The organism is Streptomyces sp. HSG2 (assembly GCF_016598575.1).
Classification (GTDB): domain Bacteria; phylum Actinomycetota; class Actinomycetes; order Streptomycetales; family Streptomycetaceae; genus Streptomyces.
This window is the reverse complement of record NZ_CP066801.1, coordinates 171615-191882: the sequence shown is the minus strand read 5'-3', so window position 1 is coordinate 191882 and position 20268 is coordinate 171615. Positions and strand designations below refer to the sequence as shown.

The following is a 20268-nucleotide window of genomic DNA, read 5'->3' as shown; positions in this document are numbered from 1 at the left end:
ACTGGGTTGGCTGCTGCAATTGCGATCGGACGAATTCGGATGACTGCGGACGACGGAGCTGATGGATGAACACCTCCAGCGAGAAGGTTGTCGAGGCACTGCGCGCCGCGATGAAGGACGCGGAGCGGCTGCGCAGGCAGAACCGGCAACTGGTCGCCGCCGCCACCGAGCCGGTCGCGATCGTCGGCATGGCCTGCCGCTTCCCGGCGGGCATCGACTCCCCGGAACAGCTGTGGGAGCTCGTGGCCGCCGGGCGCGACGCCATCACCGGATTCCCCACCAACCGGGGCTGGGACATCGCCTCGCTGCTGGGCGGCGAGGTCGACGAGCGCGGCAGCAGCCTGAGCGTCCAGGGCGGCTTCCTGCCCGCCCTCGCCGAGTTCGACCCCGGCTTCTTCGGCATCTCCCCGCGCGAAGCGGTCACCATGGACCCGCAGCAGCGGCTGCTCCTCGAGACCTCCTGGGAGGCCATCGAACGGGCGGGCATCGACCCGACCACTCTGCGCGGCTCCCGCACCGGCGTGTTCGTCGGCACCAACGGCCAGGACTACCAACACCTGCTGATCCGCGGCCTCGACGACGCCACCGGCGACGTCGGCACCGGCATCGCCGCCTCCGCCGAGTCCGGCCGTATCTCCTACGCCCTCGGCCTGGAGGGCCCCACCGTCACCGTCGACACCGCCTGCTCGTCCTCGCTGGTGTCACTGCACCTCGCCGTGCACGCGCTGCGCGCCGGTGAGTGCTCCCTGGCGCTCGCCGGCGGCGTCAACGTGATGTGCACGCCCGGTTCGCTCGTCGAGTTCAGCCGCGCCGGCGGCCTCGCGCGCGACGGCCGCTGCAAGGCGTTCTCCGACGACGCCGACGGCACCGGCTGGTCCGAGGGCGTCGGCATGCTGATGCTGGAACGCCTCTCCGACGCCGTCGCCAACGGGCACCCCGTGCTCGCAGTGGTGCGCGGCAGCGCGGTCAACTCCGACGGCGCCTCCAACGGCTTCACCGCCCCCAACGGCCGCGCCCAGCAGCGCGTCATCCGCCAGGCCCTGGACCGGGCCGGGGTGCCCGCCGCCGAGGTCGACGTCGTCGAGGCCCACGGCACCGGCACCCCCCTCGGCGACCCCATCGAGGCCCGCGGCCTCCTCGCCACCTACGGCCAGGACCGCGACGTACCGCTCTACCTGGGCTCCGTGAAGTCCAACATCGGCCACACCCAGGCCGCCGCCGGCGTCGCCGGTGTCATCAAGATGGTCATGGCCATGCGCCACGGCGTGGTGCCGCGGACTCTGCACGTCTCGCGGCCGTCCACGCACATCGACTGGGACACCGGTTCGGTGCAGTTGGCCACCACCGACACCGAGTGGCCCACCGCGGACCATCCGCGCCGCGCCGCCGTCTCGTCCTTCGGCGTCAGCGGCACCAACGCACACGTGATCCTGGAGCAGGCGCCTACGGCGGACGCTCCCGAGCCCGCGGCCGGCCCTGCGCACGCGGTGCCGTGGATCGTCTCAGCCAAGTCCGATGAGGCGCTGAGCGAGCAGGTCGGGGCGCTGCGGGGTATCGAGGGTGACGCGGCCGACATCGGCTTCTCCTTGGCGACCACGCGGTCGTTGTTCGAGCACCGGGCCGTGCTGCTGGACGGCGAGGAGATTGCCAGGGGGGTGGCGGGCGTCGCGAAGCCGACGGCCGTGCTCTTCTCCGGACAGGGGTCTCAACGGCGCGGCATGGGGAAGGAGTTGTACGAGCGTTTCCCGGTGTTCGCGCGGGCTCTGGACGACGTACTCGCGCATCTCGACACGGCGCTGCGGGACGTGATGTGGGGCGAGGACGATGAGGCCCTGAACCGGACCGGTTGCACGCAACCGGCGTTGTTCGCCTTCGAAGTCGCGCTGTACCGGCTGGCCGAGTCCTTCGGCGTGCGGGCGGAGAGCCTTGCCGGTCATTCGATCGGTGAGATCGCGGCGGCGCATGTGGCTGGTGTCCTCAGCCTGGAGGACGCGGCAAGGCTGGTGTCGGCGCGGGCGTCGCTGATGCAGGCGTTGCCGTCCGGTGGCGCGATGGCGGCGATCGAGGCGACGGAGGAGGAAGTCGCCGCGCAACTGACCGAGTTGGTGTCGATAGCGGCCGTGAACGGCCCTTCCTCGGTGGTGATCGCGGGTGACGAGGCCGCAGTCGAGCGGATCGCCGAAGTCTTCGGTGACCGCAGGACCAAGCGGCTGAAGGTCTCCCACGCCTTCCACTCGCCGCTGATGGAACCGATGCTGGACGACTTCCGTGCCGCCATCGCCGGACTGACGTTCCGGGAGCCGCACATCCCGATCGTGACCAGCGGCGATGTGACCGACCCGGAGTACTGGGTCCGCCACGTCCGCGAAACGGTCCGCTTCCACGACCACGTCACCGCCCTGGGCTCGAAGCCCCTCCTGGAGATCGGCCCGGACGGCGTCCTGTCCGCGATGGCCGCCGCCACGGGCGCGGTCGCCGTCCCCGCGCAGCGCAAGAACCTCGACGAGCCCACCGCCTTCGTCACCGCCCTGGCCCGCCTGCACGTGACAGGCACCGCGGTCGACTGGACGCCGTTCTACGAGGGAGGCCGCCGCGCAGACCTCCCCACCTACCCCTTCCAACGGCAGCGCTACTGGCCGTCGGTGTCGGTCAGCGCCGGTGACGCCCACGGACTGGGGCTCACGCCCGCCGACCACCCCCTGCTCGGCGCCGCCATGACCGTCGCCGGGTCCGGCGAGCTGATCCTCACCGGGAGCCTGTCGCGGGCAACCCACCCGTGGCTTGAGGACGCGCCGCTGTTCCCCAGTGCCGGGGTGGTCGAGCTGGCGTTGCGTGCGGCGGACCAGGTCGGCTGTGAGCGGATCGAGGAACTCACCGCTGTCGCACCGCTGGTGCTGCCGGAGGCGGCGCCCGTCCAGGTGCAGTTGTGGGTCGGGCGGCCGGGCGAGGAGGGGCGGCGGGAGCTGCGGTTCCACTCGCGGCTCGGCGACGGCGAGTGGATCGAGCACGCCACGGGAGTGCTTGCGCCGGGGGAGCGGACCGAGCGGTTCGACGCCTCCGTGTGGCCGCCGCGGGGCGCCAAGGTCGTCGGCATCGACGGCTTCTACGACGACACCGACCACGGCGAGGCGTTCCAGGGCCTCAGGGCGGTCTGGCGGCGCGGTGACGAGGTGTTCGCCGAGGTCGCCCTGCCCGGCGAGGCCAAGGGGTTCGGCATCCATCCCGCGCTGCTCGACGCCGCCGTGCACGCCGCCGCCCACCTGGGCCTCGACGGCGTGGCCACCCACTGGCGGGACGTCGGCCTGCACGCCTCGGGCGCCGCCGTGCTGCGCGTGCGGCTGACGGCGACCGACGGCGGGGTCACGCTCACCGCCGCCGACCCGACCGGCGCGCCCGTACTCTCCGCCGCCCGTGTCACGGTCGAGGAGGTCGGCGACCTCGCCGCGCGCATCGACGCGGACTCGCTCTTCCGGCTCGACTGGGTGCCCCAAGAGGTGCCGGAGCCCGGCGGGGAGCGCTGGGCGCTGCTTGGCGAGGACACCTTCGGGCTCGACGTGCAGGACTGGGTGACGTCGTCGGCGGACGGGGCCGACCCGGAGGTGAACACCGACCCGGACGTGGTCCTCGTACCCCTCATGGGGGAGCCCGGGCCCCAGTCCGCGCACGCACTCGCCGCGCGGACGCTGGAGATCGTCCAGGAGTGGCTGCCGACGAGGGCGCGCCTGGTGTTCGTGACGCGTGGCGCAGTGTCCGGCGAGGACGTGTCGGCAGGCACCGTGTGGGGCTTGGTGCGCTCGGCGCAGTCGGAGCACCCGGGCCGGTTCCTGCTCGTCGACCTCGACGGGTCGGCGGAGTCGGCCGCCGTCCTGCCGGGCCTCCCCGCGCTCATCGACGCCGGTGAGACACAGGTCGTGGTGTACGACGGCGAGGCGCGCGTCGGCCGGCTGGCCAAGGCTCCCCGGTACGAGGGTGAGGCGCCCGACTGGACCGGCACGGTCCTGATCACCGGCGGCACCGGCGGGCTCGGCGCGATCATGGCGCGGCACCTCGTGGCACGCGGCGCCCGCAAGCTGTTGCTGGTCAGCAGGCGAGGGCAGGACGCGCCCGGGGCGGCCGAGCTGCGAGGCGAACTCGTCGCGCAGGGTGCGGAGGTGACCGTACGGTCCTGTGACGTCGGCGACCGCGAGGCGCTGGCCGCGCTGCTGGCCGACGTCGACGACCTCGGTGCCGTCGTCCACACCGCGGGCGTGCTCGACGACGGCGTCATCGGCTCGCTGACCGGGGACCGGCTCGACACCGTGCTGCGGCCCAAGGCCGACGCGGCCTGGCATCTGCACGAACTGACCCGGGACAAGGACCTCGCGGCGTTCGTCCTGTATTCGTCGGTGTCCGGCCTGCTCGGCGCCGCCGGGCAGGCCAACTACGCGGCGGGCAACACCTACCTGGACGCGCTCGCCGCGCACCGCCGGTCCCTCGGCCTGCCCGCGCTGTCGCTGGCGTGGGGCGCCTGGGACTCCGGCGCCGGCATGACCGCCACACTGGACGCCACCGCCCTGCGTCGGATGCCCGTGCTGTCCGTCGCCCAGGGCCTGGCCCTGTTCGACGCGGCGCTGCGCTCCGACGAGCCGCTGCTCGCGCCCCTGGCCCCCGGCGCTTCCGGCGGCAGCGGCCCCGTACCGACGCTGCTGCGCGGACTCACCCGCACCGGGCGCCGTGTCGCCGCCACCGCGTCCGGCGACACCGCCCAGCGGCTCGCCGAGCTGGCCGGCGATGAACGGCAGCGGCTGCTGCTCGACCTCGTGCGTACCGAGGCCGCCAAGGTCATCGGGTACGACTCGGCCGACGCCGTGGGCGCGGAGAAGGAGTTCCGCGCGCTCGGCTTCGACTCGCTCACCGCGATCGAGCTGCGCAACGCCCTCACCGCGGCGACCGGGCTCACCTTGCCCGCGACGCTGATCTTCGACTATCCGACCCCGGCCGCGCTGGCCGACCACCTGCTGGCCGAACTCCTTGGCGACAGAGTCGAGTTGGAGGCGGTGGCGCAGGACGTCGCCGACGCCGACGACCCGATCGTGATCGTCGGCATGGGCTGCCGTTTCCCCGGCGGGGTGCGCTCGCCCGAGGAGCTGTGGCGGCTGCTGTACGACGGCGAGGACGCCATCTCCGGCTTCCCCACGGACCGCGGCTGGGAGCAGGAGGCCTTCGCGGCGGGCGGCACGGGCGAGGGCGGATTCCTGTACGGGGCCGCCGAGTTCGACGCCGGATTCTTCGGTATCTCCCCGCGCGAGGCCCTCGCCATGGACCCGCAGCAGCGCCAGCTGCTGGAGGTGGCCTGGGAGGCGGTCGAGCACGCCGGCATCGACGCCGCCACCCTGCGCGGCACCAGGACCGGTGTGTTCGTCGGCACCAACGGCCAAGACTACACGAACCTCGTCCTGCGAGCGCGCGACGGCATCGAGGGCCATGCGAGCACGGGCCTCGCCGCCGCCGTGATCTCCGGCCGCCTGTCGTACGTGTTCGGCTTCGAGGGGCCCGCCCTCACCGTCGACACCGCGTGCTCGTCGTCGCTGGTCGCCCTGCACCTCGCGGCGCAGTCCCTGCGCTCCGGGGAGTCCACACTCGCCCTGGTCGGCGGTGTCACGGTCATGTCGACGCCGATGAACTTCGCCGGCTTCAACGCCCAGGGCGGCCTGGCGGCCGACGCCCGCTGCCGGGCCTTCTCCGACGACGCCGACGGCACGGGCTGGTCCGAGGGCGCCGGCATCGTCGTACTCGAACGGCAGTCGGACGCGCTGCGCAACGGGCACCGGATCCTGGCCGTGATGCGCGGGTCGGCCGTCAACCAGGACGGTGCGTCCAACGGGCTTACGGCGCCGAACGGTCCGGCACAGCAGCGGGTGATCCGGCAGGCGCTGGCGAACGCCGAGTTGTCCGCGACGGACGTGGACGCCGTGGAGGCGCACGGCACCGGTACCCGGCTCGGCGACCCGATCGAGGCGCAGGCGCTGCTCGCCGCCTACGGACGCGACCGCGAGACGCCGCTGTACCTGGGCGCCGTCAAGTCCAACCTGGGGCACACCCAGGCGGCGGCGGGCGTCGCCGGCGTCATCAAGGCGGTCCTGGCGCTGCGGCACGGGGTGCTGCCCAGGACGCTGCATGTCACCGAGCCGTCCTCGCACGTCGACTGGTCGGCGGGCGCGGTCTCGCTGCTCACCGACAACACCCCGTGGCCGCAGGCGGACCGGCCGCGCCGGGCGGGCGTCTCCTCGTTCGGCCTCAGCGGCACCAACGCGCACATCATCCTGGAGCAGGGGCCCGCCGAACCCGCCGCCCCGGCCGCCGCGCCCCGCACGGAACCGGTCCCGTGGCTCGTCTCCGCCAAGTCCGAGGCGGCGCTGCGGGCCCAGGTCGAGCAGGTGCGCGCACTGACGGGCGACGACCCCGTCGACATCGGGCACTCGCTGGCTGCCTCCCGGACCCTGTTCGAGCACCGGGCCGTACTGCTCGACGGCACGGAACTCGCCTCCGGCGTCGCAGCCGACCGGACCCTCGCCGTGCTGTTCTCCGGGCAGGGCGCCCAACGCCTAGGCATGGGGCGAGAGTTGTACGCACGGCACCCGGTGTTCGCAGCCGCGCTGGACGAGCTGCTGGACCGGCTCGACCCGGCGGTCCGCGAGGTCATGTGGGGGGACGACGAGGCGGCGCTGAACCGGACCGGGCACGCCCAGCCCGCGCTGTTCGCCGTCGAGGTCGCCCTCTACCGGCTGATCGAGTCCTATGGGATCAAGCCGCGGCTGCTGGCCGGGCACTCCATCGGCGAGATCGCCGCCGCCCACGTCGCCGGGGTGCTCGACCTGGCCGACGCGGCCCGGCTCGTCACCGTCCGAGCCCGGCTGATGCAGGCGCTGCCCGCCGGTGGCGCGCTGATCGCGATCCGGGCCACTGAACAGGAGGTCCTGCCGCACCTCACCCCCGAGGTGTCGATCGCCGCGGTCAACGGCCCCAACTCCGTGGTCGTGGCCGGAGTCGAGACCGAGGCGGCGCGGGTCGCGGCCCACTTCGAGGGCATCGGGCGCAAGGCGACGCGGCTGCGGGTGTCCCACGCGTTCCACTCGCCGCTCATGGACCCCATGCTTGAGGACTTCCGCGCCGCGATCGCCGACCTGACGTTCCGTGAACCGAGCATCCCGGTCGTGACCAGCGGCGACGTGACCGATCCCGAGTACTGGGTGCGTCATGTGCGCGACGCGGTCCGGTTCCACGACAACGTCGTACGGCTACGGGAGCGGGGCGCGACGGCGTTCCTGGAGGTCGGCCCCGACGGCGTGCTGTCCGCGCTCGTCGAGGACGCGGTGCCGGTGCTGCGCCGGGACCGCGACGAGGCGACCGCGCTGCTCACCGCGCTCGCCCGGCTGCACGTCGGCGGCGTCGAGGTCGACTGGTCACCCTGCTACCCCGGCGGGCGGCTCGTCGACCTGCCGACCTATCCGTTCCAGCACGAGCGGTACTGGCCCGAGACCGCCGACTCCGGGGCGATGGTGCAGGACCCGGCCGACGCGGCGTTCTGGGCCGCCGTGGAGAGTGCGGACGGCGCCTCCCTGTCCGCGACCCTCGGCCTCGACGCCGACACCCTCGACGGGGTGCTGCCCGCGCTGTCCGCGTGGCGCGGCCGGCGCAAGGCCCGCTCCACCGTGGACTCCTGGCTGCACCGCGAGACCTGGCAGCCCGTCACCGGACTCACCCCCGCCACGGGCCCCTGGCTGGTCATCGTGCCGCGTGGCGCGGCCGACGACCCGTGGGCCAACGCCGTCATCTCCGCCCTCGGCGATGCCACCCGCCTGGACGTCCCGGCGGGGGCCGACCGCAGCCAACTCACCGCGCTGCTGCAGGAGTTCGACACGAGCCGATACACCGGCGTCGTCTCCTTGATGGCGCTCGACGACCCGGGCGACCAGACCCCGGCCGTCGCCACCGCCACCCTCCTCCAGGCCCTCGGCGACGGAGGGATCACCGCCCCCCTGTGGGCCGTGTCCCGCGCGGCGGTGTCCGTCGGCCGCGCCGACCCCGTCGTCCACCCCTGGCAGGCCGGCGTCTGGGGACTCGGCCGGGTCGCCGCCCTGGAGCACCCCGTGCGCTGGGGCGGTCTCGTCGACCTGCCCGAAGAGCTCGACGAACGCGCCGCGCGACGCCTGCTGACCGTCCTCGGCTCGACCGAGGACCAGGTCGCCGTACGCGACTCCGGGGTCTTCGGCCGACGTGTCGTCGTGGCGCCGCGCGCACCCGGCGGCCCCGAGTGGGAGCCCTCCGGCACCGTGGTCGTCACCGGCGGCACCGGCGCCCTCGGCCGCCACGTCGCCCGCGACCTCGCCACCCGGGGCGCCGCCCGCGTCGTCCTGCTCAGCCGCCGGGGCCCGGACGCGCCCGGCGCCGCCGAACTCCGCGCGGAACTGGAGGGACTCGGCGCGGACATCGTGATCGCCGCCTGCGACGCCGCCGACCGCGAGGCCGTCGCCGCGCTGCTGGACGGCATCGACGACCTCACCGCCGTGGTCCACGCCGCCGGTGTCCTCGACGACGGCGTCCTGGAAGGCCTGGCGCCCGAGCGGTTCGCCGACGTCTTCCGCGCCAAGGCGCAGGCCGCGTTCGTCCTCGACGAGCTGACCCGCGCACGCGACCTCGACGCCTTCGTGCTGTTCTCCTCGGTCGCCGGCGCGATCGGCAACCCCGGACAGGCCAACTACGCCGCCGCCAACGCCGTCCTCGACGCCCTCGCCCAGCGCCGGCGCGCCGCCGGTCTCGCCGCGACCTCCGTCGCCTGGGGAGCGTGGGCCGGCGACGGCATGGCCGGAGGCGAACGCGCCGCGGCCGCCATCCGGCAGACCGGCGCCACCAGCCTCGACCCCGCCCTCGCGCTCGAAGCCCTGCGGCACGTCGTCGTCGAACCCGCCGCGACCGCCGTCGTCGCCGACTTGCGTCACCCGCAGCTGCTCAGCGCCCTGTTGAGCCTGCGCCCCACCCCGGTCATCGGCGAACTGCCCGGTGCGCGCGGAGTGCTCGACGCGCTCGACGCCGCCCGGCGCGACAGCGAGTCCGCCGGCGCCGCCCTGCGCGGCAGCCTGCGCGCCCTGCCCGACGGTGAACGCATCGCAGCCGTACTGGAGTTGGTGCGCACCCGGGCGGCGGCCGTGCTCGGCCACTCCGGCAAGGAGGCCGTCGCCGCGGACAAGGCGTTCCGCGACATCGGGTTCGACTCGCTGACCGCCGTCGACCTGCGCAACCAGCTCACCGAGGTCACCGGGCTCGCGCTGCCCGCCGGGCTCGTCTTCGACCATCCCAGCCCTCGCGCGCTCGCCGAGTTCCTGCTCGGCGAACTCCTCGGCACCGGGGCCGATCTGGCCGACACCGACGTGGTCCGCACCACGGACGACATCGCCATCGTCGGCATGGCCTGCCGCTTCCCCGGCGGCATCGACTCGCCCGAGGACCTGTGGACGCTGCTCGTCGAGGGACGGGACGCGATCACCGAGTTCCCGGCGGACCGCGGCTGGGACCTCGGCGCGCTCGCCAGCTCCACCGGACGCGGCGGATTCCTCGCCGGCGTCGCGGACTTCGACCCCGCCTTCTTCGGCATCTCGCCCCGCGAGGCCCTGGCCATGGACCCGCAGCAGCGGCTGCTGCTCGAAACGTCGTGGGAGGCGGTCGAACGCGCCGGCGTCGACCCCGGCTCGCTGCGTGGCAGCCGCACCGGCGTGTTCTACGGCACCAACGGGCAGGACTACCAGCACGTCGTGATGGCCTCCGACGAGGACCTGGAGGGCCACGCCGGCACCGGGCTCGCGGCCAGCGTGATCTCCGGGCGCGTCTCCTACGCGCTGGGCCTCGAAGGGCCCGCCGTCACCGTCGACACCGCATGCTCCTCGGCGCTGGTCGCGCTGCACCTCGCCGCGCAGGCGCTGCGGGCCGGTGAGTGCTCGCTCGCGTTCGCCGGCGGGGTGACCGTGATGGCGACGCCGACCAGCTTCTCCGGGTTCTCCCGGCAGGGCGGGCTCGCCCCGGACGGCCTGTGCAAGGCGTTCTCCGACGACGCCGACGGCACCGGATGGTCCGAGGGCGTGGGCGTCCTCGTCGTCGAGCGGCTCTCCGACGCGGTGGCCGCCGGGCACCCGGTCCTCGCCGTCGTACGCGGCTCCGCCTTCAACCAGGACGGCGCCTCCAACGGCCTCACGGCGCCGAACGGCCCGTCGCAGCAGCGCGTCATCCGGCAGGCGTTGGCCAGCGGTGGACTGCAGCCCGCCGACGTCGACGCCGTCGAGGCCCACGGCACCGGCACCACCCTCGGCGACCCCATCGAGGCCCAGGCCCTCATCGCCGCCTACGGCCACGACCGGCCCGCCGACCGGCCGCTGCGGCTCGGCTCCGTCAAGTCGAACCTGGGCCACACGCAGGCCGCGGCGGGCGCGGCCGGCGTCATCAAGACGGTGCTGGCGCTGCGGAACGGCGTGCTGCCCCGGACCCTCCACGTCACCGAACCGTCGTCGCACATCGACTGGTCCACCGGCGCCGTATCGCTCCTGACCGAGACCACGGACTGGCCCGCGACCGGCGGCCGACCGCGCCGCGCCGGCGTCTCCTCCTTCGGCATCAGCGGCACCAACGCGCACGTGATCCTGGAGGAGGCACCCGCCCGGGAACTGCCCACCCCCGAGGCTCCCGCTGCCCGCCAGGGCTCCGCGCCCGCCCCCGAGCATGCGCCACCGGCCCCGTGGATCGTCTCCGCGAAGTCCCCGGCCTCGCTCCGCGCCCAGGTCGACAAGACGGCCCAACTCCCGAGCGACCCGGCCGACATCGGGTACTCGCTGGTCACCTCCCGGACCCTGTTCGAGCACCGCGCGGTGCTCCTCGACGGCGCCGAGATCGCCTCCGGCGTGGCGGCCGAGCAGACCCTCGCCGTTCTGTTCTCCGGGCAGGGCTCACAGCGTCTCGGCATGGGCCGCGAGCTGTACGAGCGGTTCCCGATCTTCGCCACCGCCATGGACGACGCACTCGTCCACCTCGACCCGGCCCTGCGCGAGGTGATCTGGGGCGACGACGCGGAGGCACTGAACCGCACCGGGAACGCCCAGCCCGCGCTGTTCGCCGTCGAAGTCGCCCTGCACCGGCTCCTGGAGTCCTTCGGTGTCAGGCCCGCGCTCCTCGCCGGCCACTCCATCGGCGAGATCGCCGCGGCCCATGCCGCGGGGGTGCTGTCGCTCGCCGACGCCGCTGAACTGGTCACCGCCCGCTCCGCCCTCATGGACGCGCTGCCGCCCGGCGGCGCCATGGTCGCCGTACAGGCCACCGAGGCCGAAGTCGTCCCGCACCTCACCGCCAACGTCTCGGTCGCCGCCGTCAACGGGCCCGACTCCGTGGTCGTCGCGGGCGACGAGCACGAGGTGCTGCGCATCGCCGAACGGTGGAGGCACAAGCGGCTGAAGGTGTCGCACGCCTTCCACTCCCCGCTGATGGACCCGATGCTCGACGACTTCCGTACGGCTCTCGCCGGGCTGTCCTTCCGCGAGCCCGCGATCCCGCTGTTCACCAGCGGCGATGTCACCGACCCCGAGTACTGGGTCGCTCACGTCCGGGACGCGGTGCGGTTCGGCGACAACGTGGACCGGCTGCGCGCGGCGGGCGCCACCAGGTTCTTGGAGGTCGGGCCCGACGGCGTCCTGTCGGCCCTCGTCGACGGTGCCGTGCCCGCGCTGCGCAGGGACCGTCCCGAGGCGACCGCCCTCGTCACCGCCCTCGCCCGGCTGCACGTCGACGGGGTGCCGGTCGACTGGGCGCCGTGGTTCCCGCAGGGCCGCCTCGTCGACCTGCCCACCTACGCCTTCGACCGCCGGCGCTTCTGGCCCCGGGCCTCCGTCGGCGGCCGCGCAGGCGACCCCACCGCGTACGGGCTCGCCCCGGGCGGCCACCCGCTGCTCGGCGCCTCGGTGTCCGTCGCCGGCACCGACGAACTGGTAATGTCGGGCCGGTTGTCCCCGGCGCTCCAGCCCTGGCTCGCCGACCATGTCGTCGGCGGCGCGGTGCTGTTCCCCGGCACCGGGTTCCTCGACCTCGCCATCCGCGCCGGCGACGTCACCGGCTGCGACCGCGTGGACGGACTCACCATCGTCGTACCCCTGGTCCTGCCGGAACGCGACGCCGTGCCCGTCCAGGTCCGCGTCGGCGCCCCCGACGACAGCGGCCGGCGCGCGGTGAGCGTCCACTCCCGCCCGACTGGCTCCGACACCTGGGTCCAGCACGCGAGCGGCACTCTCGCCGAGGGCCCGCACCAGGCCGCCTTCGACACCGCGCAGTGGCCGCCCGCCGGAGCCGACCCCGTCGACCTGGACGGCTTCTACGACACCCTGGGCGAGGCCGGCCTGTCCTACGGGCCGGTGTTCCGGGGCCTGAAGGCCGCCTGGCGCGCGGGCGGCGACGTCTACGTCGAGGTCGCGCTGCCCGACGACGCCGAGGACGCGGCCCGGTTCGGTGTGCACCCTGCCCTGCTGGACTCCGCCCTGCACGCCATCACGTTCGTCGAGGGCGCGGGCCAGGGCCTGCCCTTCGAGTGGAACGGCGTGTCGCTGCACGCCATCGGCCCGTCGCGGCTACGCGTATGGCTGTCACCCGTCGGCGGCGACGCCGTCTCCGTCACCGCGGTCGACGCCGAGGGCGCCCCGGTCCTGTCGGCCAAGTCCCTCGTGGTGCGCAGGCCGTCCGCCGAACGGCCCGCACCCGGCGCCGACCCGCGCGACTCCCTGTTCCGCGTCGAGTGGACGCGCATACCGCTCCCCGACACGGATGCCGAAGCCGCCGACATACGGATCGTCGAGGTCACCGGCGGCACCGACGCCGCCTCCGCGCACACCGAGACCGCCCGGGTGCTGGAGCTCCTCCAACAAGCCGACCAGCGCACGGTGTTCGTGACCCGCGGGGCCGCCGCCATCGGCGACGAACCCGTCACCGACCTCGGCGCAGCCGCCGTGTGGGGCCTGGTGCGCAGCGCCCAGGCCGAGAACCCCGGCCGGTTCCTGCTCGTCGACCTCGACGCCGGCGGCGAGCTCAGCCCCGGCATGCTGGTCACCGAGGAACAGCAGCTGATCGTGCGTGACGGCGTCACCTACGTCGGCCGACTCGCCCGGACCGCCGGCGGACCGTCCCTCGTACCCCCTGTGGGCGTGCCGTGGCGGCTCGACACCACCGCCAAGGGCAGCGTCGACGCGCTGACCCTCGCCCCCTGCCCCGAGGTCGCCGAACCCCTCACCGGCCGGCAGGTGCGCGTCGCCATCCGCGCGGCCGGCCTCAACTTCCGCGACGTCCTCAACGCGCTCGGCATGTACCCGGGCGAAGCCGGCTCGTTCGGCGCCGAGGCGGCCGGCGTCGTCGTCGAGACCGGCCCCGAGGTGACCGGGCTGCGCCCCGGCGACCCCGTCTTCGGCATGTTGTTCGGCGGTATGGGCCCGCTCGGCGTCATCGACGAGCGCTACCTCACCAGGCTCCCCGACGGCTGGACCTTCGAACAGGGTGCCTCCGTACCGCTGGTGTTCCTCACCGCGTACTACGCCCTCGTCGAACTCGGCCAGGTGCGCCCCGGCGAGAAGGTGCTCGTCCACGCCGGTGCCGGAGGCGTCGGCATGGCGGCCGTCCAGGTCGCCCGGCACCTTGGCGCCGAGGTCTTCGCCACCGCGAGCGAGGGCAAGTGGGACGTGCTGCGCGGCCTCGGCCTCGACGACGACCACATCGCCTCCTCCCGCGACACCGCGTTCGAGACGAAGTTCGCCCAGTCCGCCCAGTCCGCCCAGTCCGCCCAGTCCGGTCAGTCCGGCGAGGGCATCGACGTCGTACTCAACGCGCTGACCGGCGAGTTCATCGACGCCTCGCTGCGCCTGCTCGGCGCGGGCGGCCGGTTCCTGGAGATGGGCAAGACCGACCTGCGCGAGGACCCGCCCGGCATCGCCTACCGGCCCTTCGACCTCGGCGAGGCCCACCCCGACCACATTCAGCGGATGCTGCTCGCCCTGGTCGAACTGTTCGACCAGGGTGTCCTGGAGCCGCTGCCGGTCAGCACCTGGGACGTACGGCGGGCCCGGGACGCGTTCCGGTACATGAGCCGCGCCCAGCACATCGGCAAGATCGTCATCACCGTGCCGGGCGGCCGGGACCCCGACGGCACGGTCCTGATCACCGGCGGCACCGGCGGGCTCGGCGCGGAACTCGCCCGCCACCTCGTCGAGCGCGGTGCCCGCAGGCTGCTGCTGCTGAGCCGACGTGGCCTGGATGCGCCCGGCGCGCTGGAGCTGCAGGCCGAACTGCTCGCCCACGGCGCCGACGTCACCGTCGCCGCGTGCGACGCCGCCGACCGGGACGCGCTCGCGGCCGTCCTGGACGGCGTGGACGACCTCACCGCGGTCGTCCACACGGCCGGTGTGCTGGACGACGGTGTGACCGCCTCGCTGACCCCGGACCGGCTCGGCGCGGTGCTGCGGCCCAAGGCGGACGCCGCCTGGAACCTGCACGAGCTGACCCGGGACAAGGACCTCGTGGCGTTCGTCCTGTACTCGTCGGTGTCCGGTGTGCTCGGCACCGCGGGGCAGGGCAACTACGCGGCGGGCAACGCCTTCCTCGACGCCCTCGCCCAGTACCGGCGCTCGCTCGGGCTGCCCGCGCTCTCCCTGGCGTGGGGCGCGTGGAGTTCCGAGGCCGGCATGACCCGCACGATGGATGCGGCGGCGCTGGAGCGGCTGGAGAAGTCCAGCATGCCGCCGATGCCCCTGGAGCACGGCCTCGCCCTGTTCGACGCGGCCACCGCGGTCGACGAACCGCTGCTGGTGCCGGCCCGCGTCATCACCGGCACCGTCACCACCGGCTTCGTGCCGCCGCTGTTGCGCAACCTGCTGCGGGGCCGCCGTACGGCCACCTCGGGCGGCACGGCGGCCGGGGTGCTGCGGCGCCTCGACGACGCCCGCCCCGCCGACCGGGTGCGCGCCCTCGTCGACGTGGTGCGCGGCGAGGCGGCGGCGGTGCTCGGGCACGCCTCGCCGGACGCCGTGGACGCCGACCGCGAGTTCCGCGCCCTCGGCTTCGACTCGCTCACCTCGGTGGAACTGCGCAACCGCCTCGGCGCGGCCACCGGCCTGACCCTGCCCGCGACCCTGGTGTTCGACTACCCGACCCCGCAGGCACTCGGCGAGTACCTGGTCGCCGAGGTGTTCGGCGGCCCGGCAGGCGCCGCCGAGCCCGACCTGCCGTCCGTCGCGGCACGGCACGACGGCGAGGCGGTCGCGATCGTCGGCATCGCCTGCCGCTTCCCCGGCGGCATCGACGGCCCCGAGGACCTGTGGGAGCTGGTCGCCCAGGGCCGTGACGCGATCACGCCATTCCCCACCGACCGCGGCTGGGACGAGAACCTGGTCGGCGAGGGCGCCGGCCGCAGCGTCACCGGACAGGGCGGCTTCATCGAAGGCATCGCCGACTTCGACGCCGCGTTCTTCGGCATCTCGCCCCGCGAGGCCGTGTCCATGGACCCGCACCAGCGCCTCGTCCTGGAGGCCTCCTGGGAGGCCCTGGAGCGCACCGGCATCGACCCGGTGGCGCTGCGCGGCACCCGTACCGGCGTCTACATCGGCGCCTCCGGGCAGGACTACGCGCACCTGATGCTCAACTCCGAGCAGTCCCTGGAGGGTTACTCCGGCACCGGCACCTCGCCGAGCGTCATCGCCGGCCGGCTGTCCTACGCGCTGGGCCTCGAAGGCCCGTCGATGACGGTCGACACGGCCTGCTCCTCGGCGCTCGTCTCCCTGCACCTGGCCGTGCAGGCGCTGTGCGGCGGGGAGTGCTCTCTGGCGCTGGCCGGCGGCGTGCAGGTGATGTCGGCGCCCGGCGCGTTCATGGAGTTCAGCCTGCAGAGCGGGCTCGCCCCGGACGGCCGCTGCAAGCCGTTCTCCGACAGCGCGGACGGCACCGCTTGGTCCGAGGGCATCGGCGTGCTCGTCGTCGAGCGGCTCTCCGACGCCGTGCGCAACGGGCACGAGGTGCTCGCCGTCGTACGCGGTTCGGCGATCAACCAGGACGGTGCGTCCAACGGTCTGACCGCGCCCAACGGTCCCTCGCAGCAGCGGGTGATCCGGCAGGCGCTGGTCTCCGCCGGGCTCACCGCCGCCGACGTGGACGCCGTCGAGGCACACGGCACCGGCACCACCCTCGGCGACCCCATCGAGGCGCAGGCCCTGCTCGCCACCTACGGGCAGGACCGCGACGACGACCGGCCGCTGCTGCTCGGCTCGATCAAGTCGAACATCGGTCACACCCAGGCCGCCGCCGGCGTCGCCGGGGTGATCAAGATGGTGATGGCGCTGCGCCACGAGGTGCTCCCGAGCACCCTGAACGTCACCGAGCCGACCACCCACGTCGACTGGTCCGCCGGATCGGTGTCCCTGCTCACCGAGGCCACCCCCTGGCCCACCGAGGACCGGCCGCGCCGCGCGGGCGTCTCCTCGTTCGGCCTCAGCGGCACCAACGCGCACGTCATCCTGGAGCAGGCCCCGCGGTTCGCCGAGAAGGCGCCGACCCCCGCCCCTGACGCGGCACGACCGCCGGCTGCCTGGACCGTCTCCGCCAAGTCCGACGCGGCGCTGGACGCCCAGCTCACGCGGCTCCGCGCGGTCGAGGCCGACCCGCTCGACGTCGGACTCTCCCTGCTCGACCGGTCCCGGTTCGAATACCGCGCCGTACTCCTGGAAGGCCACGAGATCGCCCGCGGCCGCGCCGGACGGCCCGAACTAGCCGTGCTGTTCTCCGGCCAAGGCGCCCAACGCCTGGGCATGGGAATGGAGTTGTACGACCGGTCTCCGGTGTTCCGTGCCGCGCTGGACGAGGTGCTGGCGCTGCTGGAGCCGGGGCTGCGCGAGGTGATCTGGGGCGAGGACGAGGAAGCGCTGAACCGGACCGGGCACACCCAGCCCGCGCTGTTCGCCGTCGAGGTCGCCCTCTACCGGCTCATTGAGTCCTACGGCGTCCGGCCCGCCTTCGTCGGCGGGCACTCCGTCGGCGAGATCGCCGCCGCGCACGTCGCCGGAGTGCTCACGCTGAAGGACGCGGCCACGCTGGTCACCGCGCGCGCCCGGCTGATGCAGGCGCTGCCCGGGGGCGGCGCGATGATCGCGATTCAGGCGACCGAGGACGAGGTGGCCCACCGCCTCACCGCGAGCGTCTCGATCGCAGCCGTCAACGGCCCCGACTCCGTCGTGCTCGCCGGTGACGAGAGCGAGGCCCGGCAGATCGCCGACGACTTCGCGAAGAACGGGCGGAAGACCAAGTGGCTGCCGGTCAGCCACGCCTTCCACTCGCCGCTGATGGAGCCGATACTCGACGACTTCCGTGAGCTGCTCGCGGACCTGTCGTTCGCCCCGCCGCAGATCCCCGTGGTGTCCAACCTGACCGGACAGCTCGTCACCGGCGACGAGCTGTGCTCGCCGCACTACTGGGTCCGCCACGTCCGCGAGCCCGTCCGCTTCGCCGACGGCGTCGCCGCGCTCGAAGCCGCAGGCACGGACACGGTCCTGGAGATCGGCCCCACCGGCGTCCTGTCGGCCCTGCTCACCGAGTTCGCCTCCGCCGCGGCTGTCCCGCTGCTGCGCGGCGACCGGGACGAACCCACCGCCCTGCTCACCGCACTCGCCCGGCTGCACGTCACGGGCGTGCACGTCGACTGGACGCCCCTGTTCGAGGGCACCGGCGCACGCCGGGTCGCGCTGCCGACGTACGCGTTCCAGCACGAGCGCTACTGGCCGACGCCGCTGCGGCAGTCCGGCGACGTGAGCGCCGTCGGGCTCGGCCCCGTCGACCACCCCATCCTCGGCGCCGCCATGGCCGTCGCCGGGTCGGACGCGGTGGTGTTCACCAACCGGCTCCCGGTCGGCTTCCCCGAGACCGCGTTCGCCGAGATCGCGTTCCGCGCCGCCGACCAGGTGGGCCTCGGCACCGTCGAGTCCCTCACCGTCACCGCCCCGCTGACAGCGGGCGTGCTCCAGGTGTGGGTGGGCGCGCCCCACGGCGACGGCAAGCGGGAGCTGACCGTTCACTCCCGCTCCGCCGACGACGGGCCCTGGACTCCGCTCGCCTCCGGCGTCCTCGCGCCGGGCGAGCATGTCGCCGACTTCACGGGCGGCGGCTGGACGCCCGCAGAACTCCCCGAAGGCGCCGCCGACGCCCAGTTCTACGGCGTGCATCCGGTGCTGCTGGACTGCGCCGTGCGGGACGGCGAGGCGGACCGGGTACCCCTGGAGTGGCACGGCGTCTCCCTGCACGCAGTCGGCGCCTCGGCGCTGCGCGTGCGGTGGGGCGCGGACGGCTCGTTCGCCGCCGCCGACGGCGACGGAGCGCCGGTCCTCTCCGCCCGGTCGGTCACCTTCGGAGCCTCCCTCGCCGAACGCGTCGCGCAGAAGGACCTGTTCCGGCTCGATTGGGTGCCCGCACATCTCGACGCGGCCGGTGCGCCGACCGTGGCACGGGTGACGGACCTCGCCGAGGTCGGCACCACCGTGCCCGACGTCGTCGCCCTCGCCCTGGAGGCCGTCTGCGACGGCGACGTGCCGGGCGAGGCGCACGCGCTCGCCGGGCGCGCCCTGGCCGCCGTACGGGACTTCCTCGAAGACGACCGGTACGCCGACGCCCGCCTGGTGTTCACCACCCGCCCCGGCGACCTCGCGGCGTCCACCGTGTGGGGCCTGGTGCGCTCCGCGCAGTCCGAGAACCCCGGCCGACTCCTGCTCGTCGAGGGCGACGACCCGGCGCCCGCTCTGCCGCTCGCGCCCGCGCTGCTCGACTCCGGTGAGACCCAGGTCGTCGTATGCGACGGCGAGGTGCTGGTCGGACGGCTCGCCCGGGTCACCGGCGACGGCACACCGCGCGACTGGGACCCGGACGGCACCGTCCTGATCACCGGCGGCACCGGCGGCCTCGGCGCCGCACTCGCCCGCCATCTGGTGACCCGGCGCGGCGTCAGGAACCTGCTGCTTGTATCACGCCGGGGACCGGACGCGCCGGAGGCCGAGGCGCTGCGCGCGGAACTCGCCGGATACGGCGCCGAGGTGACCGTCGCAGCGTGCGACGTCGCCGACCGTGCCGAGGTCGCCGAGCTGGTCGCGTCGGTGCCCGCGCTGACGGCGGTGGTGCACACGGCGGGGGTGCTCGACGACTGCGTGCTCGGCTCCCTGACCTCCGAACGGCTCGACGCGGTGCTGCGCCCCAAGGTCGACGGCGCCTGGAACCTGCACGAGGCGACCCGCGAGCACCGCTTGACGGCGTTCGTCCTGTACTCGTCGGTGGCCGGTGTCACCGGCGCCGCCGGACAGGCCAACTACGCGGCGGCCAATGCCTTCCTCGACGCCCTCGCCGCCCACCGGCACGGCCTCGGCCTCGCCGCCACCTCCCTGGCGTGGGGGCCGTGGGCGCAGGACACCGGCATGACCGCCCACCTCGCCGAGGGCGCCATGGACCGCCTCGGACGCTCCGGGATGCCACCGCTGTCCGAGGCACAGGGCCTCGCGCTGTTCGACGACGCCATCGCCCGCGAGGACGCGCTGCTGGTGCCCGCGCTGATCGCCACCGGCCGCACGGAACGGCCCGTCGAGGTCGCGGCGGTGCTGCGCGGCCTGGTGCGCGGCGGCAAGCGCACCGCGGGCGGCGGCCCGACCGGGGCCGCACCCGACCTGGCGGGCCTGCTCGCCGAGCTGCCGCCCGAGGAGGGCGCCAAGTACCTGCTGGACCTGGTGTGCGGACACGCCGCCGGCGTCCTCGGGCACGCCACACCTGCCGCGATCGACGCCGACAAGGAGTTCCGCTCGCTCGGCTTCGACTCGCTCACCGCGGTGGAACTGCGCAACAGCCTGTCGTCGGCGACCGGCCTGAAGCTCGCCGCCACCCTCGTGTTCGACCACCCGACCCCGCAGGAACTCGCCGACCAGCTCGCCGGCGAACTGCTGGGCGCCGCCCCCGAGACACCGGCGATCACCGCCGAACTCGACCGGCTGGAGGCGGCCCTCGCTGCCGGCACCCACGACGACCTCGCACAGTCGGGCGCCCTGGCCCGGCTGCGCAACCTCCTCGCCCAGTACGGCGGACCCGCCGCGCCCCAGGAAGAGACGGCGGTGGCCGACCGCCTCAGCGCCGCGAGCACCGACGAGGTCCTCGCCTTCATCGACAACGAACTCGGCCGACGTACCGAGAGCTGACCAGGAAGGT

1 protein-coding gene is annotated in these 20268 nt (G+C 74.2%); it reads left to right on the top strand.

Features of this window, described 5'->3' with window-relative positions; all coding sequences use genetic code 11:
- Nucleotides 1–65 precede the first annotated feature (65 nt).
- Nucleotides 66–20258: a type I polyketide synthase gene (locus JEK78_RS00535; RefSeq protein ID WP_200262109.1), complete on the top strand. Its 20193-nt coding sequence runs from the start codon at nucleotides 66–68 to the stop codon at nucleotides 20256–20258.
- Nucleotides 20259–20268 lie beyond the last annotated feature (10 nt).